Annotated in this window: 7 protein-coding genes and 1 pseudogene; 1 reads left to right on the top strand and 7 read right to left on the bottom strand. The window is 73.3% G+C overall.

The annotated features are described in order from the left end of the window. Positions 1-73 precede the first annotated feature (73 nt). The 4 genes and pseudogenes from ACLJPL_RS16150 to ACLJPL_RS16135 all read right to left on the bottom strand — a co-directional run bounded on the left by ACLJPL_RS16150 (position 74) and on the right by ACLJPL_RS16135 (position 6159). Entirely contained in the window at positions 74-3628 is a 3555-nt protein-coding gene (locus ACLJPL_RS16150; RefSeq protein WP_411081528.1) for an AAA family ATPase, read from the bottom strand. A gap of 135 nt (positions 3629-3763) precedes the next feature. Further along, positions 3764-4189, bottom strand: a complete 426-nt coding sequence (locus tag ACLJPL_RS16145; protein ID WP_411081527.1) for a universal stress protein — start codon at positions 4187-4189, stop codon at positions 3764-3766. Between the two features lie 279 nt (positions 4190-4468). Further along, positions 4469-5062: pseudogene (locus ACLJPL_RS16140) on the bottom strand (FMN reductase); the annotation flags it as partial. A gap of 5 nt (positions 5063-5067) precedes the next feature. Beyond that, on the bottom strand, positions 5068-6159 hold the full coding sequence (locus ACLJPL_RS16135) for an LLM class flavin-dependent oxidoreductase (RefSeq protein ID WP_411081526.1): 1092 nt from the start codon (positions 6157-6159) through the stop codon (positions 5068-5070). Between the two features lie 360 nt (positions 6160-6519). Between ACLJPL_RS16135 and trpS the strand changes: the two genes are divergently transcribed. Beyond that, positions 6520-7590, top strand: coding sequence for a tryptophan--tRNA ligase (trpS, locus tag ACLJPL_RS16130; RefSeq protein WP_411081525.1), 1071 nt, complete (start codon positions 6520-6522; stop codon positions 7588-7590). A gap of 24 nt (positions 7591-7614) precedes the next feature. On the opposite strand, the gene ACLJPL_RS16125 is transcribed toward trpS, so the two are convergent. The 3 genes from ACLJPL_RS16125 to ACLJPL_RS16115 form a co-directional block, all read right to left on the bottom strand. Then, positions 7615-9648, bottom strand: a complete 2034-nt coding sequence (locus tag ACLJPL_RS16125) for an NAD-binding protein (protein ID WP_411081524.1) — start codon at positions 9646-9648, stop codon at positions 7615-7617. Positions 9649-9678: 30 nt separating this feature from the next. Beyond that, positions 9679-14703 (bottom strand): DNA repair ATPase, encoded by a 5025-nt coding sequence (locus ACLJPL_RS16120; protein ID WP_411081523.1) that lies wholly within the window; start codon positions 14701-14703, stop codon positions 9679-9681. Positions 14704-15446: 743 nt separating this feature from the next. Then, complete coding sequence (locus ACLJPL_RS16115; RefSeq protein ID WP_411081522.1) at positions 15447-17570, bottom strand: flotillin family protein; 2124 nt, start codon at positions 17568-17570, stop codon at positions 15447-15449. Positions 17571-17618 lie beyond the last annotated feature (48 nt).

Here is a 17618-nt window from a genome sequence, read left to right as displayed (position 1 = left end):
GTGGCCGGTCTGAGGTGACGGACGGCGAAGTCGATGACTGGCGGTGGTGACCCGGGGCCGATGCGGCCCCGGGTCACAGCCGCCAGTCCGGCGTGCGCCCGGGGCGGTAGGCGCAGGTGGTGCCCGTGGTCACGGACTCCCGCAGGTGTGCCGCCAGTTCGGGGTGCAGGGAGTCCAGCTTCCGCAGGGTGTCGCGGATGCGGGCGGTGACCGTCTTGCGGGCCCGCTCGGTCTGGTCGCCCAGACGACGGGTCCGGCCACCGAGTCCCGCAGCCGTGCGCAGTTGGTCCAGGAGTGCCTGCCGCTCCCGGTCGTACGCCTCGACGCGCTGGGTGTCGTCCCGTGCCGCCGCACGGTCTATCTCGGCGTCCAGCCGGGCCAGATGCTCCTTGTAGCGGCGCTTGGCCTCCTCGTCGAGCACCGGGTCGCCGCCCAGCTGCCCGGCGGCGACCACGACGCTGCCGCCCTCGGGGGCGAGCAGCTCCACGGCCGGGACGTCGGCCCCGGGCAGCCCGAGGAGGCTGTGCAGGTCCCGCAGCCCCTTGGCGTCCGGGACGTGCACGGTCCGCCCGTCCCAACGCAGCTCCCACACCGGACCGTTGCGCCGGAACTCGGCGGCGGCAGCCGGGGCGGGCGCGGTGAGGCCGGAGGCAGCGACGCCGGGCGCGGCAGGACCGGGGCTGGGGGCGGCGGCAGGGGCTGGGGCGGTGGGGGCTGGGGGCGCGGGCTCCGGGGCGGGTCGCCCGTGGTCCGGGGCCGACGTGGTCGATGGGGCCGGGGTGGTTGATGGGGCCGAGGTGGTCGAGGTGGCCGGGGTGGTCGACAGGGTCGTGCGCAGGGTGGCCGCTTCGGAGACGAGGTGGTGCAGGCCCAAGCCGGCGGACTCCCGCTCCGCTTCGGCCAGCAGGCGGCCGGCCCGGTCCAGGTCGTCCGCCTCCGCGCGGGCCAGCAGGGAGCGGGCCAGGTGGAGCCGGGCGCGGACGGCCCAGGGGCGGGCGCCGAGGCGGTCCGAGGACGCGGCGGCCTCGGTGAGCAGGGCCACCGCGCCGCCCCGGTCGTCCCGGGCGGCGGCGAGCGTACCGAGCCAGAGGTCGACGGGGCCGCCGATGTCGCACCCGTACAGCGAGACGGCCCACTGGCCCGTGTAGGGGGCGAGTTCGTCCTCCGCGCGGGCGATCAGCAGCCGGTCGCCGGTGGCCGCGGCCGTCTGGGCCAGCAGCCGGAGCCAGAGCGGCGAGAACGCCCGCGGATAGGGGGCCGTGCGGTCGGAGTGCCCGGCGATCAGGCGCAGGGCCGGGGCCGCGTCGCCCTGCTCCACCGCCGTGAGCGCCTCCAGCAGCCCGGGGTAGGGATACCGGGCGCCCCGCAGCGCGGGGAGGACCTTCTCGGCCTCCGCGAAGTGCCCCCGGAGCAGATGCAGGGCCCAGTGCAGATGAAGCCCCATGAAGCCGAACGCCTCCTGGTCGTCGCCCCCGGGGCCGAGCGCCTCGCTGTCGAGGGCCTCGGTCGCCTCGGCGAACCGGCCCTGGAGGGAGGCGATCAGGCTGCTGTCGACGGCGATGGACAGGGCGAACCTGGGCAGCTCCGAGCGTTCGGCGACCCGGATGAAGGTGTGGTACTGGTCGATGAAGGCCGGGTCCCCGAGCTCCAGCAGGGCCACCCACCGCATGGAGGTGGCGTGCAGCTCCATGTCCAGGTTCTGGGTGCGCCGGCCGACGACGGTCATCTCGTCGGTCAGCCCGAGGCGCTCCACCGCCGATCCGGGCCCCCAGACGGAGTCGTGGCGCGCCCAGAGGGAGAAGGCGAGGGCCTCGTCGTCCGAGCCGCTGCGGGCCAGGGCCATGATGTGGATGGCCAGCTCCTGGGCGAGCCGGTCGGCGGAGAGGCTGTCCTGCCCGTCCTTGCCGGTGACCTTGCGGTGGGCCTCGCCCAGGAACGTGGCCATGAACGCCTCGCCGCCCAGGGCCCCCTGGCGGTACAGGGTGATCGCGACCCGGGCCAGGAGCTCGGGCTCGTCGTGCTCCCGCGCGAGGGCCACCGCCCGGTCCTGCAGGCGGTCGCTCTCGGCCGTCTCCCCGGCGCGCCGCAGCTGTTCGGCGAGGTCGAGGGAGATCAACGCGGTCCGTCGCCGGTCGGGGGCCGGCACACTCTCCGGCGACACCCCGCCTGCTCCCGGTTCCTCTTCCGCTCCCGCTTCCCCTCCCGCCCGCGTCTGCCCTCCCGCTCCCGGGCCCGTCTCCTCGCCCGCTTCCCCCGACGCCACCGCGAGGGCCCGGCGGTAGTGGCCGATGGCCTCCTCGTCGGCGAGGCGGCCCGAGGCGTCCTGGGCGGCGGCGAGCAGCAGGTCGATCCGCCGGTCGCGCCCCAGTTCGCCCCCGGCGAGGTGGGCGTGGCGGGCGAGGTCCCCGGGCCGCACCGCACCGTCGAGGCCCCCGTGCGCGTCCAGCGCCCGTACGGCGTCGCCGTGGCGTCGGCGGGTGTCCGCGTCGTCCAGGGAGGCGTACAGCGTCTCGCGCAGCAGGTCGTGGGCGAACGCGTAACTCCCGGAGGGGCGGGGGACGACGACCCGGGCGACGATCGCCGGCTCCAGCAGCCGTTCCACGTGGGGGACCGGCGATCCGTGCACCACGGCCAGGACCTGCCGGCGGAACTCCCGGCCGAGCAGGGCGGCGGTGGTGAGCAGGGAGACGACCGCCTCCGGCAGGAGGCTCAGCCGCTGCCGGACCGCCTCCCGCACCCCCGGCGGAATGGTGGAGACCGGGCTGCCGCTGTGCCAGAGCCGGGCGGTCTGCTCGACGAAGAACGGGTTGCCGCCCGTACGCCGGTGGACCTCCTCGACCAGCTGCGGCGCGGGCTCGCGGCCCGTCGTCACGGTCATCAGCGCTCCCACCTCGTCACGGCCGAGGCCGGTCAGCGTGAGGGTGGCCGACGCGCGGGAGACGAGGGGCAGGATCAGCTGCTGGAGGGGGTGGCCGGGGGCCTCCACCTCGACGTCACGGTAGGTGCCGATCAGGAGCAGCCGCTCGAACCAGGCGTGCTGGGCGGCGAATTCGAGCAGCCGGAGCGAGGCGGGGTCGGCGCTGTGCAGATCGTCGAGGACCACCACCAGCGGGCGGCTCTGGGAGAGGGAGACGAGGGCGGTGGTCACCGCGTCGTACAGCCCGAATGCCTCGGCGCCGTCCGCACCGGGGCCCGGATCCGCACCGTCCGCACCTTCCGCGCCCTGCGTGCCTGCCACACCCTCCGCGCCTGGCGTGCCGGATTCCGCGCCCGTGCCGCCGCTGCCGGTGGTCCCGCTGCCGGGGTCGCCCAGGAGGATGCCGAGCCGCCCGTCCGACGCCTCCTGGGCCGCCGACCACTCCGCCGCCGTGGCGGCCCTGCGCAGTCCGCGCAGCACCTGCACCCAGGGCCAGTAGCCGGGAGTGCTGTCGGAGTCCCAGCAGGAACCGCCGACCACCAGCGCACCGCGCCCCCGCGCCTCGTGCGCTGCCTCGGTGACCAGGGCGGTCTTCCCGATCCCGGCCTCGCCCGTCACCAGCACGAGACCGCCGTGGCTGTCCGTGGCCCGGACGATCTCCGAGCGGAGGACGCCTGCGGGATGGTCGCGCCCGAACAGAGCAGGGGTCATGCCCACACGATAGGAGGACCCACTGACAACGGCCCCCCCTTTCCCCGGTGACCAGGCTTCACCGAGTCCCGTGCCCGTCACCGGCGGGAGGGGACCAGGCTCCGGACCCCGTCACCGGTGGGGAGGGGCGGTCCGTCAGTCGCCGCGTACCACCGTCACCGGGCACGGCGCGTGCTGCGTGACGTGGAGGCTCACCGAACCCAGCAGGGTCGCCTTGAACCCGCTGCGACCACGGGCTCCCACGACGAGCAGGTTGGCGCCCCTGGCCCGGTCCAGCAGGGTCTGGGCGGGGTTGCCGATGACCACGATCTTGCTGACCGCGGCCGCTCCTTCGGCGCCGAGGGCCTCCTCCAGCGCCTCGTTCAGGGAGACCGTGGCCAGCGCCTGCGGGTCGAAGTCCTCCGGCAGGCCCGGCATCATGGAGGCCCAGCTGGTCGCGGGGTACTCCCAGCTGTTCACGGCCTCCACGGTGTCACCGGTCAGCTCGGCCTGGCGTACGGCCCAGTGCAGTGCCCTGATCGAGGGATCGGACCCGTCCACGCCCACGACGATCCTGCCCATGTCTGCCTCCAGCTCGCTAGCTCACTCCGGCTCGTACAGCGTCCGGCTTCCTCGTACAGCGTCCGGCTTCACTGTAATCAAACGGGACAATCGGGCCGGTCAGTCCAGCCGCAGGTCCGCGAGCTGCTGCTCGAAGGGGACCACCGCGTACTCTCCGTCGTCCACCGGCGTTCGGGAGGCCCCGATGGCCCCGGTGGCCCCGATGGCCCCGGTGGCCCTGATGGCCCCGATGGCCCCGGTAGCCCCTGGGGCCCCGGACCTCAGCGACGCCCCGATGGCCCCGGACCTCAGCGACGCCCCGGAGGCCGTGCGGCCCAGGACCGCCGAGGCCAGTTCGCCGCCCGCGCGCCGGATGCGGGACGGCAGGCCCTCGGTGTACTCGTCCCCCGAGGAGCCCCAGTCCTCGGAGGCGGCGTACACGGACGTCGGCACGGTGACGGCCCGCAGATAGGCGAAGAGCGGCCGCAGCGCGTGCTCCAGGACCAGCGAGTGGCGGGCCGTGCCGCCCGTCGCGGCGATCAGGACGGGCTTGCCGGTCAGCGCGGTGTTGTCGATCAGGTCGAAGAACGACTTGAACAGACCGCTGTACGAGGCGGTGAACACCGGCGTCACGGCGATCAGCCCGTCCGCCTCCGTCACCGCGTCGATCGCCTCCCGCAGCGTGGCCGAGGGGAAGCCGCTGACCAGGTGGTGGGCGATGTCCACGGCGAGGTCGCGGAGCTCGACGACCTGGACCTCGACGTTCCGGTCCTGTTCGGCCGCGAGGCGCTCGCGGGAGGCGGCGGCCAGCCGGTCGGCCAGCAGCCGGGTGGAGGACGGCCGGCCGAGTCCGGCCGAGACGGCCACGATGCGCACGGGGGTGGTGGCGGACATGGAGGTCAGATCTCCTTCCGAGAGGTGCGGGCGGCGACGGCCGCCGGGTGGACGGGCGCGGATTCCGGCACGCCGGCCGGCCGCAGGTTGGCGAACTCCTTGCGCAGCACGGGCACGACCTCCTCGCCGAGGATGTCGAGCTGCTCCAGGACCGTCTTCAGCGGGAGCCCCGCGTGGTCCATCAGGAACAGCTGCCGCTGGTAGTCGCCCACCGCGTCCCGGAACGTCAGCGTCCGCTCGATGACCTCCTGCGGGGAGCCCACGGTCAGCGGGGTCTCACGGGTGAAGTCCTCCAGGGACGGGCCGTGGCCGTAGACCGGCGCGTTGTCGAAGTACGGGCGGAACTCCCGTACCGCGTCCTGCGAGTTCTTCCGCATGAACACCTGGCCGCCGAGCCCCACGATGGCCTGTTCGGCGGTGCCGTGACCGTAGTGCGCGTAACGGCGGCGGTAGAGCGAGATCATCTTCTTCGTGTGCTCCATCGGCCAGAAGATGTTGTTGTGGAAGAAGCCGTCGCCGTAGTACGCGGCCTGCTCGGCGATCTCCGGGGAGCGGATGGAGCCGTGCCACACGAACGGCGGGACGCCGTCCAGCGGGCGGGGGGTCGCGGTGAACGACTGGAGCGGTGTACGGAACTTGCCCTCCCAGTCCACGACGTCCTCGCGCCACAGCTTGTGCAGCAGGGCGTAGTTCTCGATGGCCATCGGGATGCCCTGGCGGATGTCCTTGCCGAACCAGGGGTAGACCGGGCCGGTGTTGCCCCGGCCCATCATCAGGTCGACGCGGCCGTCCGCGAGGTGCTGGAGGGTGGCGTAGTCCTCGGCGATCTTCACCGGGTCGTTGGTGGTGATCAGCGTGGTGGACGTGGACAGGATCAGGTTCTCGGTGCGGGCCGCGATGTAGCCGAGCGTCGTCGTGGGGGAGGACGGGACGAACGGCGGGTTGTGGTGCTCGCCGGTCGCGAAGACGTCCAGGCCGACTTCCTCGGCCTTCTGCGCGATGGCCAGGGTCGCCTTGATCCGCTCGTTCTCGGTCGGCGTCCGGCCGGTGGTCGGGTCGGTGGTGACGTCTCCGACGGTGAAGATCCCGAACTGCATGGCGTCCGCCTCCTGAGGGTCGCGGCAAGTATCGCGAGCAACTGTCGCGCTAATTGGTTGAACGTTGAACTACACCCTACAACGGGGCGTCCTCCACCCCTATTCCCCCGCCCGCGACCGCCCGGGACCGGTACAGTGGCCGCATGACCTCCGTACCGTGCCGAAACTGGTGGCGCTCCTTCTGAGGAGCGGCCGCGACATCTGTCTGCACGGAACCAAGGGCCGTTCACCATGGACGGCCCTTTTCGCTGCCTTCTTACAGACCTTGCAGGCGCGATGTACGGGAACGGGGGCACCGCCCCCCACCGCTCGGGCCGTCCTCCACGCATCCACCGCACCACCCGCGAGGAGACCCCGCCCATGACCACCACCGCCACCCCTGAGACCACCCCTGAGACCACCCCCGCCGAGCGCCGCAGCGCCGAGCTGGAGCACCGCATCGCCCAGGACCCCGGCCGCTTCCGGGTCCTCAGCGGGGACCGCCCCACCGGCCCCCTGCACCTCGGCCACTACTTCGGCACCCTGCGCAACCGGGTCCGCCTCCAGGATCTCGGCGTGGACGTCATGATCCTCATCCCCGACTACCAGGTCCTCACCGACCGGGACACCGCCGAGCGGCTGGCGGAGTACACGGACGGGCTGCTCCTGGACTACCTGGCGCTCGGCATCGACCCCGTCCGGTCCACCGTCTTCAACCACAGCGCCGTCCCCGCGCTCAACCAGCTCCTGCTGCCCTTCCTCAGCCTCGTCTCCGTCGCCGAGCTGAACCGCAACCCCACCGTCAAGGACGAGATCGCGCACTCCCGGCAGGCGTCCGTCAGCGGGCTGATGCTCACCTATCCGGTCCACCAGGCCGCCGACATCCTGTCCTGCAAGGCCAACGTGGTCCCGGTCGGCCTGGACCAGCTGCCCCACCTCGAACTCACCCGGACGGTCGCCCGCCGCTTCAACGAGCGGTACGGGAAGGTCTTCCCGGAACCGGACGCCCTGCTCTCCGCCGCGCCCCTGCTCCTCGGCACGGACGGCACGAAGATGAGCAAGAGCCGCGCCAACTCCGTCCCGCTCTCCGCCACCGCCGACGAGACGGCCCGCCTGATCAAGGGGGCGACCACGGACGGCGACCGGCACATCGCCTACGACCCCGGCGCCCGCCCCGAAGTCTCCTCCCTGGTGCTGCTGGCCGCCCTCTGCCTGGACCGCGACCCGCACGAGGTCGCGGCGGAGATCGGCGACGGCGGCGCGGCCGCACTCAAGCGGACGGTGACCGACGCGGTCAACGGCTGCCTGGCGCCCTTCCGGGCCCGGCGGGCGGAGTACGCGAAGGACCTGCCGTACGCACGGTCGGTGCTCCGTACGGGCAACGAGCGGGCGAACGCACTGGCGGAGGCCACGCTGGACGAGGTGCGGGAGGCGATGGGCGCGGTCCGGTAGGCCCCGCGCAAGCCTCAGGAGGCACTACTGCCGGGGCACCGCCGACCGCTGCCCCCGCAGCAGCTCCGCGAGGCCCCGCCGGGTGGCCGCGATCACCACCCGGTCCTGGGCGCGCAGCACGTACCCCGGGTGCAGGTCCCAGACCAGGCCGGAGGGCGGCGCGCCGCCCTCCGGGGGGTACGGCGGGAGGGCGGCGAGGTCCGGGTTGCGGTCGGCGGGCGGGGTCGCGTCGAGGGCCAGGACCCGCCACGCGCCCGCCCGGAACGCCTGCTCCACCGTGTGGCCCTCCAGCTGCGGATGGCCCTCCACCTCCAGCGCGGCGAACAGCATCACCTTCCGCTCGACCGGGACCGCGCCCAGGATCTGGCGGCCCATCATGGCGACCGCGAAGGACGGGGCGGCCAGGTGGGAGACGGACCGGGAGCGGGTCAGGGCCTGGGGGTGCGCCGTGCGCAGGGTGCGGTGGACGGCGGTGGCGAACTCGTCGTCGTACAGCCGCAGCGCCACCCTCAGGTCCGGCTTCACCGAGCGGGCGTACAGGGCCGCTTCCAGGTTCGTCGTGTCGATGCTGGTGAGCGCGAGGAGGGCGTGGGCGCGGCGGATCTTGGCCGCCTCCAGGACGCCCTCCTGGGTGACGTCGCCGATGACCGTCGGCACGTGCATGGAACGGGCCAGCGGGATGCCCCGCGCCTCGGGGTCCTCCTCCACGACGACGACGGGGATGTCGAGTTCGCGGAGGCGTACGAGGACGCGCGTACCGATCTTGCCGAGCCCGAGCAGCACCACGTGCCCCGACAGGCCGCGCGGCGGGCGGCGCAGCGAGGAGGCCGTGCGCAGGGTGCCGAACGCCTCCAGGACGGCGGCGAGCAGCAGCGGGAGCAGGAGCAGGCCGGCGACGCCGGAGAGGAGCTGGATGATCTTCCGGGCGGGTGAGCCGTCCTCCGAAGGGTCGTTCATGCCCAGCAGGTCGAGCATGGTGAGGTAGGTGGAGTGCAGCAGGCTGTCCGTGGTGGTGAGGACCGAGGCGATCACCAGGGCGACCGCGGCGGCCCCGACGCCGAGGGCCGACCAGCGCAGTCGGCGGGAGAAGACCTGGGCGAGCGGGGCTCCCCTTCCTCCCATCCGGGTCGCGGGGCGGTCCGGGTCGGCCCGGCTGATCGTCTCCAGGACGACGGTTCCGCGCCCGGTCGCCGCCGCCACGGACCGTTCGTCGGGCAGGAGTCGGGGGCCTTCGTCACCGCTGCTGTCCGAACCCTCCGCCCCTGCCGGGTCGTTGGTCGTGGAGGACAGCAGGGCGAGCGTGCACAGTCCCGGGTCGGACGTCTCGCCGGGGCGCGGCGGCGGGCGTTCGGCGGCGCGCAGGAGCAGTCCCTCGGCCTGGATGACCTTGCTGCTGCCGGTGAGCGCGGTGGCGGCGAGCGCGGGGGCGGCGGTGTCGGCGTCGGAGAGCACGGTGGTGGAGGCGTCCAGCAGCGCCGGGTCGATGCCGGGCATGGCGACCGCCGCCGCCTGGTCCAGCAGCTCTTCCAGATGCTGTCCGAGCTTGCGGTTGTAGAGCCGGATGACCAGCCGCAGACGGGGGTTGAGGCGGCGGGCGGTCAGGGCGGCGCGGATGTTGCGCTCGTCGTCGTCGTAGACGAGCGCGAGGGCGGCGGCCCGGTCGACGCCCGCGTCCTCCAGCACGTCGTCGGAGGGCTCGGGCGCCTCCATGATCCGGACGGCCTCGACCCCGGCGTTGGTGTCGCCGCTGCCTCCGCCACCGCTCCCGTTACGGCTCATCGCCGCCGACATCCGGCCGAACAGGGCCGCCGCGCGCCCCCGTTGGGTCAGCGGCGTCTCCGGGCTGCCGGCGTCGCGGCCGGGCGGCAGGAGCAGGGTGACCCGTTCCCCGTAGACGAAGCGCAGCTCCACCGAGAGCCGCCGTGCCAGGGCGTCGTCGCCGCAGACGATCATGTGCCCGGTGGCCGGCGAACGCCCCGGGCGCGGTCCTCCCGGTTGCGGTCGTCCTGGTTGCGGCCGTCCCGGCTGCTGAGGAAGTGGCGGCCCGAAACCCGGCATGCCGTGGTCCTTCCGGCTCGGTCGTCCCGGTCAGTGTGGAGTGTTCATGATCTTCGCACGGTGGTTCGGGGAAGCGGCAGGGTCAAGAGAGGCGGGCTGGTTCGCGGCGCCCTGTTGGCTGATTGCGTGCACCGGGCCCGCCAGCAGATGGCGCGGATCGGCCGCCCGCTGGATCGCCGTCTCCACCGCCGCGATCCGGTCCGCGAGCAGCCCCAGCGCGGCCACGGCCCGGGTCATCTGGTCGCCGTCCGGGCCGCCCAGCGCCTGCGTACGGACGTACGAGGAGGTGATCGCCGCCCACCGCTCGGCCTGCGCGGCGGTGAGCGTGCCGCGCAGGGCGGCCAGCTTGAGCAGGTTGGCCTCCGCGCCCGTGGTGAGCGTCTGGGCCTCGCCCGCGTAGTGGTCGTCGACGACGGCGGAGAGCTCGGCGTCGTTCATGACGGGCACGATCCGCTCCGCGATCTTGTTCATGTTGCGGTACGAACCCTGGAGCCGGAACGGCGGTTCCGTGCGGGTCGCGTCCGTCTGCGCCGCCGACGCGATGTACGCCGCGTTCACCGCGAGGACGGTGTCCCGGGCGGTGAGCAGATGACGCAGTACGGCGAGGATCGCGTCCAACTCCGTTGCGGAGTACGGGTGTTCCAGGTGCTCGGCGCGGGCCGCCGGGTCGCCCCCGCCGGCCAGCCGCACCAGCAGCGCCAGGTCGTCGCGGGAGCGGGCCGCAAGCGGGGCCAGGACCGGGTTGGCGGTCAGCGCGTTCTCCACGAAGCTGAGCGCGAAGACGTCCTCGCGGCCGCTGAGCACCTCGCCCAGGTTCCAGACGTCGGCCCGGTTGGCGAGCATGTCGGGGATGCGGAACTGCTCGCCGGACTCCGTGTACGGGTTGCCCGCCATGCACACCGCGAACCGCTTCCCCCGCAGGTCGTAACTGCGCGGCTCGCCGTCCCGCACGCCTTCGATGCGACGGGTGGCGTCGCACAACGGGATGAACTTCTGCAGCAGTTCGGGCGAGGTGTGCTGGATGTCGTCGAGGTAGAGGAGCGTGTTGTTGCCCGCCTCCAGCGCGAAGTTGATCTTCTCGATCTCCTGCCGGGCGGTCGTGCTCGCCGCCTGGGCCGGATCGAGCGAGGTCACGTCGTGCCCCAGGTTCGGCCCGCTGATCTTGACGAGCACCATCCCGAGCCGGTCCGCCACGTACTCCATCAGCGTCGTCTTGCCGTAGCCCGGCGGTGAGACGAGCAGCAGCAGGCCCTGCGAGTCGGTGCGCCGGTCGGCGTCGGCGGTGCCGAGCTGCTTGGCCAGGCTGTCCCCGATCAGCGGGAGGTACACCTCGTCCAGCAGCCGGTTGCGGACGAACGCCGACATCACGCGCGGCCGGTGGTCGTCCAGCCGCAGCCGCCCGCGCTCGGCGGCCGTCAGGGAGGTGCGCAGCCGCTGGTAGGCCCGGAAGGCGGGCACGGTGTGGGCGCTGAACTCGCCCGTGCGAGCCAGGAGTTCGTCGATCCGTACGGTGAGGGCTCCGCCGCCCCCGATGCGCGGATGGTCCCCGAGGAGGCCCTCCACCCGCTCCGTGAGCGGCGCGTCGCACCCGTACCGCTCCAGCTCCGGGCAGAGCTCCACCGCCACGGCCTCCGCCAGGTCCCCGGGGCCCGCGCCGGTCCCGGCGGCCTCCGCGTACGGGGTGAGCCAGCCCTCCACGAGCTGCTTCCGGGCGGCCGGGTCGTCGCCGAGGGCGGCGAGGTCGTCCCCGTACGCGTCGGGGCCGGCCGCCCGGTGGAAGGCGGCCAGGAAGGAGTGGACCGCCGTGCCCACGACGAACCCGGCGGGCCCGGTGGTCAGCTCCTCGAAGAGGTACGCGGCGACGGCGTCGGGCCGGGCGTCGTCCCCGAACCCGCCGATCTCCAGGGCCCATTCCTCCTGGAGCACGGCGATCGCCGGGGCCAGGCCGAAGGTGTCGCGGGCACGGGCCAGGGAGGCCGCGCGCCGGGTCCAGGACGTGCGCAGCGCCTCGTCGGCGCCGTACGCCCAGAAGAGCTGGGCGGCGGCCCGGACGGCGGGCTCGTGGCGCAGCAGCCCCGCGTCCCCGTGCAGCCGCAGCAGCGCGCGCAGGATGGCGGTGGCGTCCTCGTCGTGGACGCCCCGGGTGTACCCCTCGTCGTACGCCTCGGCCGCCGACTCGCGTACGAGCACAGCCAGTTCGTCGTCGGTCAGCGCGGCGAGGTGCTGCGCCCCCCGCTCGTCGAGGAGCCGGGCGGCCAGGTACTCGCCCCGGTAGACGGCCGCCGACTCCGAGGGCAGCAGCTGCTCCCAGTACGGGCGGGTCGCCTCGAAGGCCGGATCGGTGACCGGGGCCCGGTAGTCGGTCCCGGTCAGCGCGAACGCCAGCCGCTCCCCGGCCGGCACCAGGGTCAGGTCGAACGGCTGGGTGTTGACGGCGAACCGGTGCCGCCCCAGCTTGATCACGGAGCCGCCGTCCGCGTACAGCTCGGTGCGGTCCCGCAGCGCGCGCCCGGCCTCCTGGCGGGCCGCCTTCAGCCGCCCGTCCAGCTCCTCCGCCCGTACGGGGTCGCCCAGTCCGCGCAGCTCATCGGCGGTCCGGCGGACCTTGGCGACCATCGGGTCGGAGGCGAAGTAGGTGTGGACGGCGTCGAGATCGTCGAGCGCGGCCACCCGCCGGCCGATCGTCTCCAGCACCCGCTGCGCCGACCCGGCCAGCCGCTCGGCCCGCCGCGCCCGCTCGTCCTGGAGCGTCTGCTTACGGGCCGAGAACGCGTCGTACACCTCGCTCCGGCGCTCCGCCAGCTCCGCGAGGAAGTCGTCGAACTCCGCGAACCGCGACTCCAGGTTCTCCAACTGGAGCAAAAGGCGCGCGAGTTGGTCGTCGCACGCCTCCGGCGATTCGGCGGCGGCCAGCGCCCCCGTCACCGCCTGGCCGAGCAGCGCGAACTCCGCCGCGAACTCGGCCCGCCCCTCCTTCGACAGCAGCTCCCGCCGGCGCGCGTCCAGCGTGGCGCGGGCCCGGTTGGCCCCGCCCAGCACCTCCGCGATCCGCTCCAGGATCGACGTCCGCACGGTGGCGTCACCGATCTCCAGACCCGCCACCACGTCCGTGACGGTGGCCAGCCCGTCCGTCATCGCGGCCAGCCGGTCGGTCACGGCGGACGCGTCCCGTACGGTCGCGAGTGCGCCCGCGTCCTGGACGAGCCCGGCGATCTCCTCGTGGTACCCGTCGAACGCGTCCTCGCGGGCGAGGAAGGAGACCGCCCGCTGAGCGGCCGACGCGATGTCGTCCTCGGTCCGCGCCGACAGCTCCGCGATCCGCTCGACGTCCGCGTACCGCATCTCGCTGACCGTCGCCAAGTGCCCGTGCGCCTGCCGCAGTTCGGTCAGCCGCTCCACCCACGCGGCGGCCGACCCGGGGACCTCGCCGCGCACCCGCCGCACGAGCGCGGTGATGCGGGCCGTGGTCTCCTCCAGGGCGTCCGCGGCCCGCTGCGTCAGTTCCTGTACGGCGGTGAACTCGGCCAGCACCTGCTGGGCGGTGGTCCGCAGCTCCCCCAACGGCTCCCCGAGCGTGCCCAGTTCGGGGTCGGAGAGCCAGTGGTAGCGGTCCTGGGCGCGGGCGCAGTCGGCGGCGAGCTGCCCGTACACGGCGGTCGTCGGGGTCATGTCCCGTACGCCGTGGGCCAGTGCGAGGCAGTCGGAGATCCCGCGTACGAGGTCGGCGTTGCCGGTCCGGGCGAGCGGCCCGGTCCCGGCCGGGCGGGAGGCGGCGTAGGTGTCGGAGACGTACGGCGTCTGCCAGCGCTGCGACGGGTGCACGCGCGCCGGACCGTCCGGGTTGTCCCGGAGCAGGATCAGTGTCCCGTCGTCCAGGAGCGCGTGCCCGCGCCCGGTGAGCGGGGTGGCGACCTCCTGGCGGATCAGGTTGTAGGGGAGGAGGAGGCTGCGGACGCCGTCGCGGGAGCGGAAGACGTACAGGACGTCCTCCCCGTTGGGCGAGCGGACCGCGCCCTCGAAGACCGGCTCGGTCAGCTCCTCGGCGGTGTCGAAGGTCTTCGCGGTGCCGGTGGTGAGGTAGTAGCCGCCGGGGAAGATGATCCCCTGGTCCTCGGGGAGGCGATGGCAGGCGGGCCCGATGCCGTCGAGCCGCTGGACGGTGGACAGCAGCGAGTTGAAGACCAGGTGCCGCCAGGTCTTCTCCTTGTACGGCCGCACGCGCAGCAGGGTCAGCGGCCCGACCTCGGCGTACTCCACGTCGGCGTCGGCCAGCGACTGCAACGGCTCGTCGACGGGCTCCTGGTAGATCCCGTCCGGCGACTCGGTGTCGTCGCTCACCTTGACGGTGAGGGTGCCGCCGAGCGTGTCGACGAAGAGGCCGCCGTCCTTGCCGATGGCGATGTGCGGGTGGCGGCCGGGGATGTGCGCGTCGCGCCCCGCCACGGTCCAGTCGAAGTCGTGCGAGGGCGGGAAGACGTGGTCGCGTTCGCCCTGCGCGTCGAGGAACGCCCCGGGGGTCCCGTCCGGCCCGAGGGCCCAGCGCAGGACGCGGATGTCCTCGGCGTTCTCGCCGGTGCGGAAGACGGCGAGCAGCTTGCCGTTGACGCGGCGCAGACGCAGGAGGCGGGCGTCGCGGAAGTAGCGGTGGAGCGAGGAGAACTCGCGCCGGAAGCCGTCGTCGTCGAGGAGGGCGGTGTCCGCCGGGGTGTCGTCCCCGGGCCCCGAACCCCGTACGAGGAGTACGTCGTCGACCCCGGCCTCTCCCCGGGCCCCCGGGCCCCGCTCGAAGCCGAACAGCAACTGGTCGCCCACGGCGATGAGGTCGCGGGGCACGGAGGCGTGTTCGGTGCGGATCTGCTCGGTGGCCAGGAGCCGCAGCTCGGTCGAGCCGAACTCCTCGGTGCGTCGGGCGTTGAGCGCTTCCGCGCGGCGCACGAGCTCTCCGGCCTGGGCGGAGAGCCGCCGCCGCAGCACCTCATAGGCACCGGCGTCCACATCGCTCGCCCCGGGCCGGGGGTGGGTGGCGGCGGGGGTGGCGGTGATGTCGCTGTCCATGCGTACGGCTCCCTACGTGTTCGTCTGTTCAGCCCGTCCGACGTTCGAGGACGGGGCCCCCGGGGCGGGGAGCGGGGGGCCGGGGGGCGGGCCCTGAATCCAGCCTGTCCTGCACCCAGCCAGCCTGTCCGGCACCCACCTAGCCTGTCCTGCGCCCACCCAGTCCGTGCGGCGCCCACCTAGCCTGTCCTGCGCCCAGCCAGCCTGTCCGGCACCCACCTAGCCTGTCCTGCGCCCAGCCAGCCAGCCTGTCCTGCACCCACCCAGTCCGTCCGGCATCCACCTAGCCCGTCCGGCGTTTGAGGACGGAACCTTCGGGCTGGGTGGCCCCGCCCTTTGCGTGTGGGGCGGGCCCTGAATCCAGCCTGTCCGGCGTTTGAGGACGGAACCCTCGGGCCCGGGGGCCCGCCCCGTGCGTGTGGGGCGGGCCCGGTGCGCCCACCCCCGTGGGGCACACCGAACCTGTCCGGGCCCCCTGGGCCAAGGGTTCCGTCCTCAAGCGCCGGACGGGCTGGGGGTGGTGGGGTACTCCGCCGAGCGTGGCCGGCCCCCGGGTCAAGGGTTCCGTCCTCAAGCGCCGGACGGGCTGGGGGTGGCCGAGGGTTCCGTCCTGATGCGCCGGGTGGGCTGGGGTGGCCGAGGGTTCCGTCTTTGAGCGCCGGGTGGGCTGGGGGTGGCCGGAGGGGCTCGTCCTTGAGTGCCGGGTGGGCCGGAGGCGCCGCGTGGGCCGGAGGTGGTGGGTGTCAGCTTGGCGTGCCTGCGCCGTTGCGGGACGCCACCGCCGGCGCGGGAGCCACCTTCGTACCGCCGGGCGGAGCCACCGGCAGGTCCGCCAGGCCCAGATCCTTCGCCGCCGCCAGCAACTGCTCCACCTGCCCGGAGGCCGCCCCCGCCGACCCCATCAGCCGCATCAGCAGCGCCGACACCGTCAGATTCTGCACATCGCCCGTGGAGACCGACCCCAGCACCCGGCTGAGGTCGTCTGTGAACGACGACGACCCGTCCAGCCACGGACCGGCCAGCGCCTGCGTGGTCTGCGAGTTGTCGACGAAGCCGTCGACGGCCTTGCCGAGCGAGATGGACGAGACCAGCCGGTCGAAGAAGACCGAGTCGCCGCCGACGATGTCGATGTCCGCGTTCTCCAGCCCCGTCGCCAGCACGGTGGCCTGAGCCTCCGCGACCTGCCGCTGCACGTCGAACCCGGCCAGCCGGATCTCCTTCTCCGCCTCGAGCCGCAGACGGTACTCCTCGTGACCGCGCGACGCCTCGTCCAGCGCCGCCATCGCGGCCGCCTTCTCCGTGAGCCCCGCGGCCTCCGCCTTGAGCTTCTCGCCGATGACCGCCGCGTCCGCCGACGCCTGGGCCTGCGTGCCCTCCGCCACGGCGAGGGCCTTGAGCCGCGCGCCCTCCGCCTCGGCCTTGAGCCGCGCCGACGTGGCCTCGGCCTCCGCGAGACCGGCCTTTTCGGTGACGTCGGCCTCCGCGTCGCGGACCTGGACGGCGGCGAGTCCGGGCGCGGCCGTCTCGGCCTGCACACCCTCCGCGAGCCGCAGCTTGGCCTGCGCGTCGAGGTCGGCCGTCTTGAGCCGTGCCTCGGCGAGCGTGAGCTGCTCGGCGGCCAGGTGCGTGGAGGCCGCCTCCGCCGCCTCGGCCGCCTTGATGTCCTTGACCAGCTTCTCCTGGGCCTCCGCCTCGGCGGCGATGATGATCGACTTACGGGCCCGCTCGGCGTCCTCGACGGCGCGCAGGGTCAGGATCGACTCCTCCTGCTCGGCGACCGTACGGTCCACCGCGATCCGCTCCCGGATGACGTCGGCGACCTCGCGGCGCTCGGCCTCGACCTCCTTGGTGGCGGCGATCCGGTTGAGCTCGGTCTCGCGCTCGCGCCCGATGACCTCCAGCATCCGGTCCTTCTCGATGCGCTCGCTCTCGACGGCGATGACGCGCTCGCGGTTCTTCTGCGCGACGGCGATCTCCCGCGCCTGGTTCTCGCGCTGGATGCCGAGCTGCTCCTCGGTCTTGATGAACGCGCTCTGCGAACCGAGCCGCTCCTCCTCCTGCACCCGGGCGGTGGCCGCCTCCTCGCGGGCGCGCAGGGTCTCGACCTCGCGGCGCTGCTTGATCTCCGCCTCGGCCTGCCGGCGCTCCAGCTCCAGGATGGTCTCCCGGGCGTCGACGTCCTGGCGGGTGATCTCCTTCTGCTCGGTGCGCTGGAACTCGTTGGTGCGCACGTGCTCGATCGCCGTCAGTTCGGTGATCTTCCGGATGCCCTGGGCGTCGAGGATGTTGGCGCCGTCGAGCTGCGACATCGGGGTCTGCTCGAGGAAGTCGATCGCGGCGTCGTCGAGGTGGTAGCCGTTCAGGTCGGTCCCGATGACCTGGATGATCCGGTCCCGGAACTCCTCGCGCTTGGTGTAGAGGTCGACGAAGTCGAGCTGCTTGCCGACCGTCTTGAGGGCCTCGGAGAACTTCGCGGCGAAGAACTCCTGGATGGCGACCTTGTCGCTGGCCCGTCCCGTACCGATGGCCTGGGCGACCTTGATGACGTCCTCGACGGTCTTGTTGACCCGGACGAAGAACGTGATCTGGATGTCGGCGCGGATGTTGTCCTGGCAGATCAGCCCCTCGCGCCCGGCGCGGTGGATCTCGATCGTCTTCACCGAGATGTCCATCGTCTCGGCCTTGTGGAGCACGGGCAGGACGACGGCCCCGGTGAAGGTCACGTCGACCTTCTTGGTCTTGGAGATGATCAGCGCCTTGCCCTGCTCGACCTTGCGGAACAGCCGGGTGACGACGAAGGCGATGGCGATGACGATGAGCAGGACAACGGCGATGATCACGCCGATGCCCATGGAGATGGCATCCATAAGAGTCCTTGGCGGCTGGAGGGTACGGAAGTGAGGACAGGCGAAGAA

It is taken from the genome of Streptomyces sp. cmx-18-6, from assembly GCF_046548915.1.
Lineage (GTDB): Bacteria > Actinomycetota > Actinomycetes > Streptomycetales > Streptomycetaceae > Streptomyces.
The sequence above is the reverse complement of the archived record's forward strand: the minus strand, read 5'-3'. Positions and strand labels throughout refer to the sequence as shown.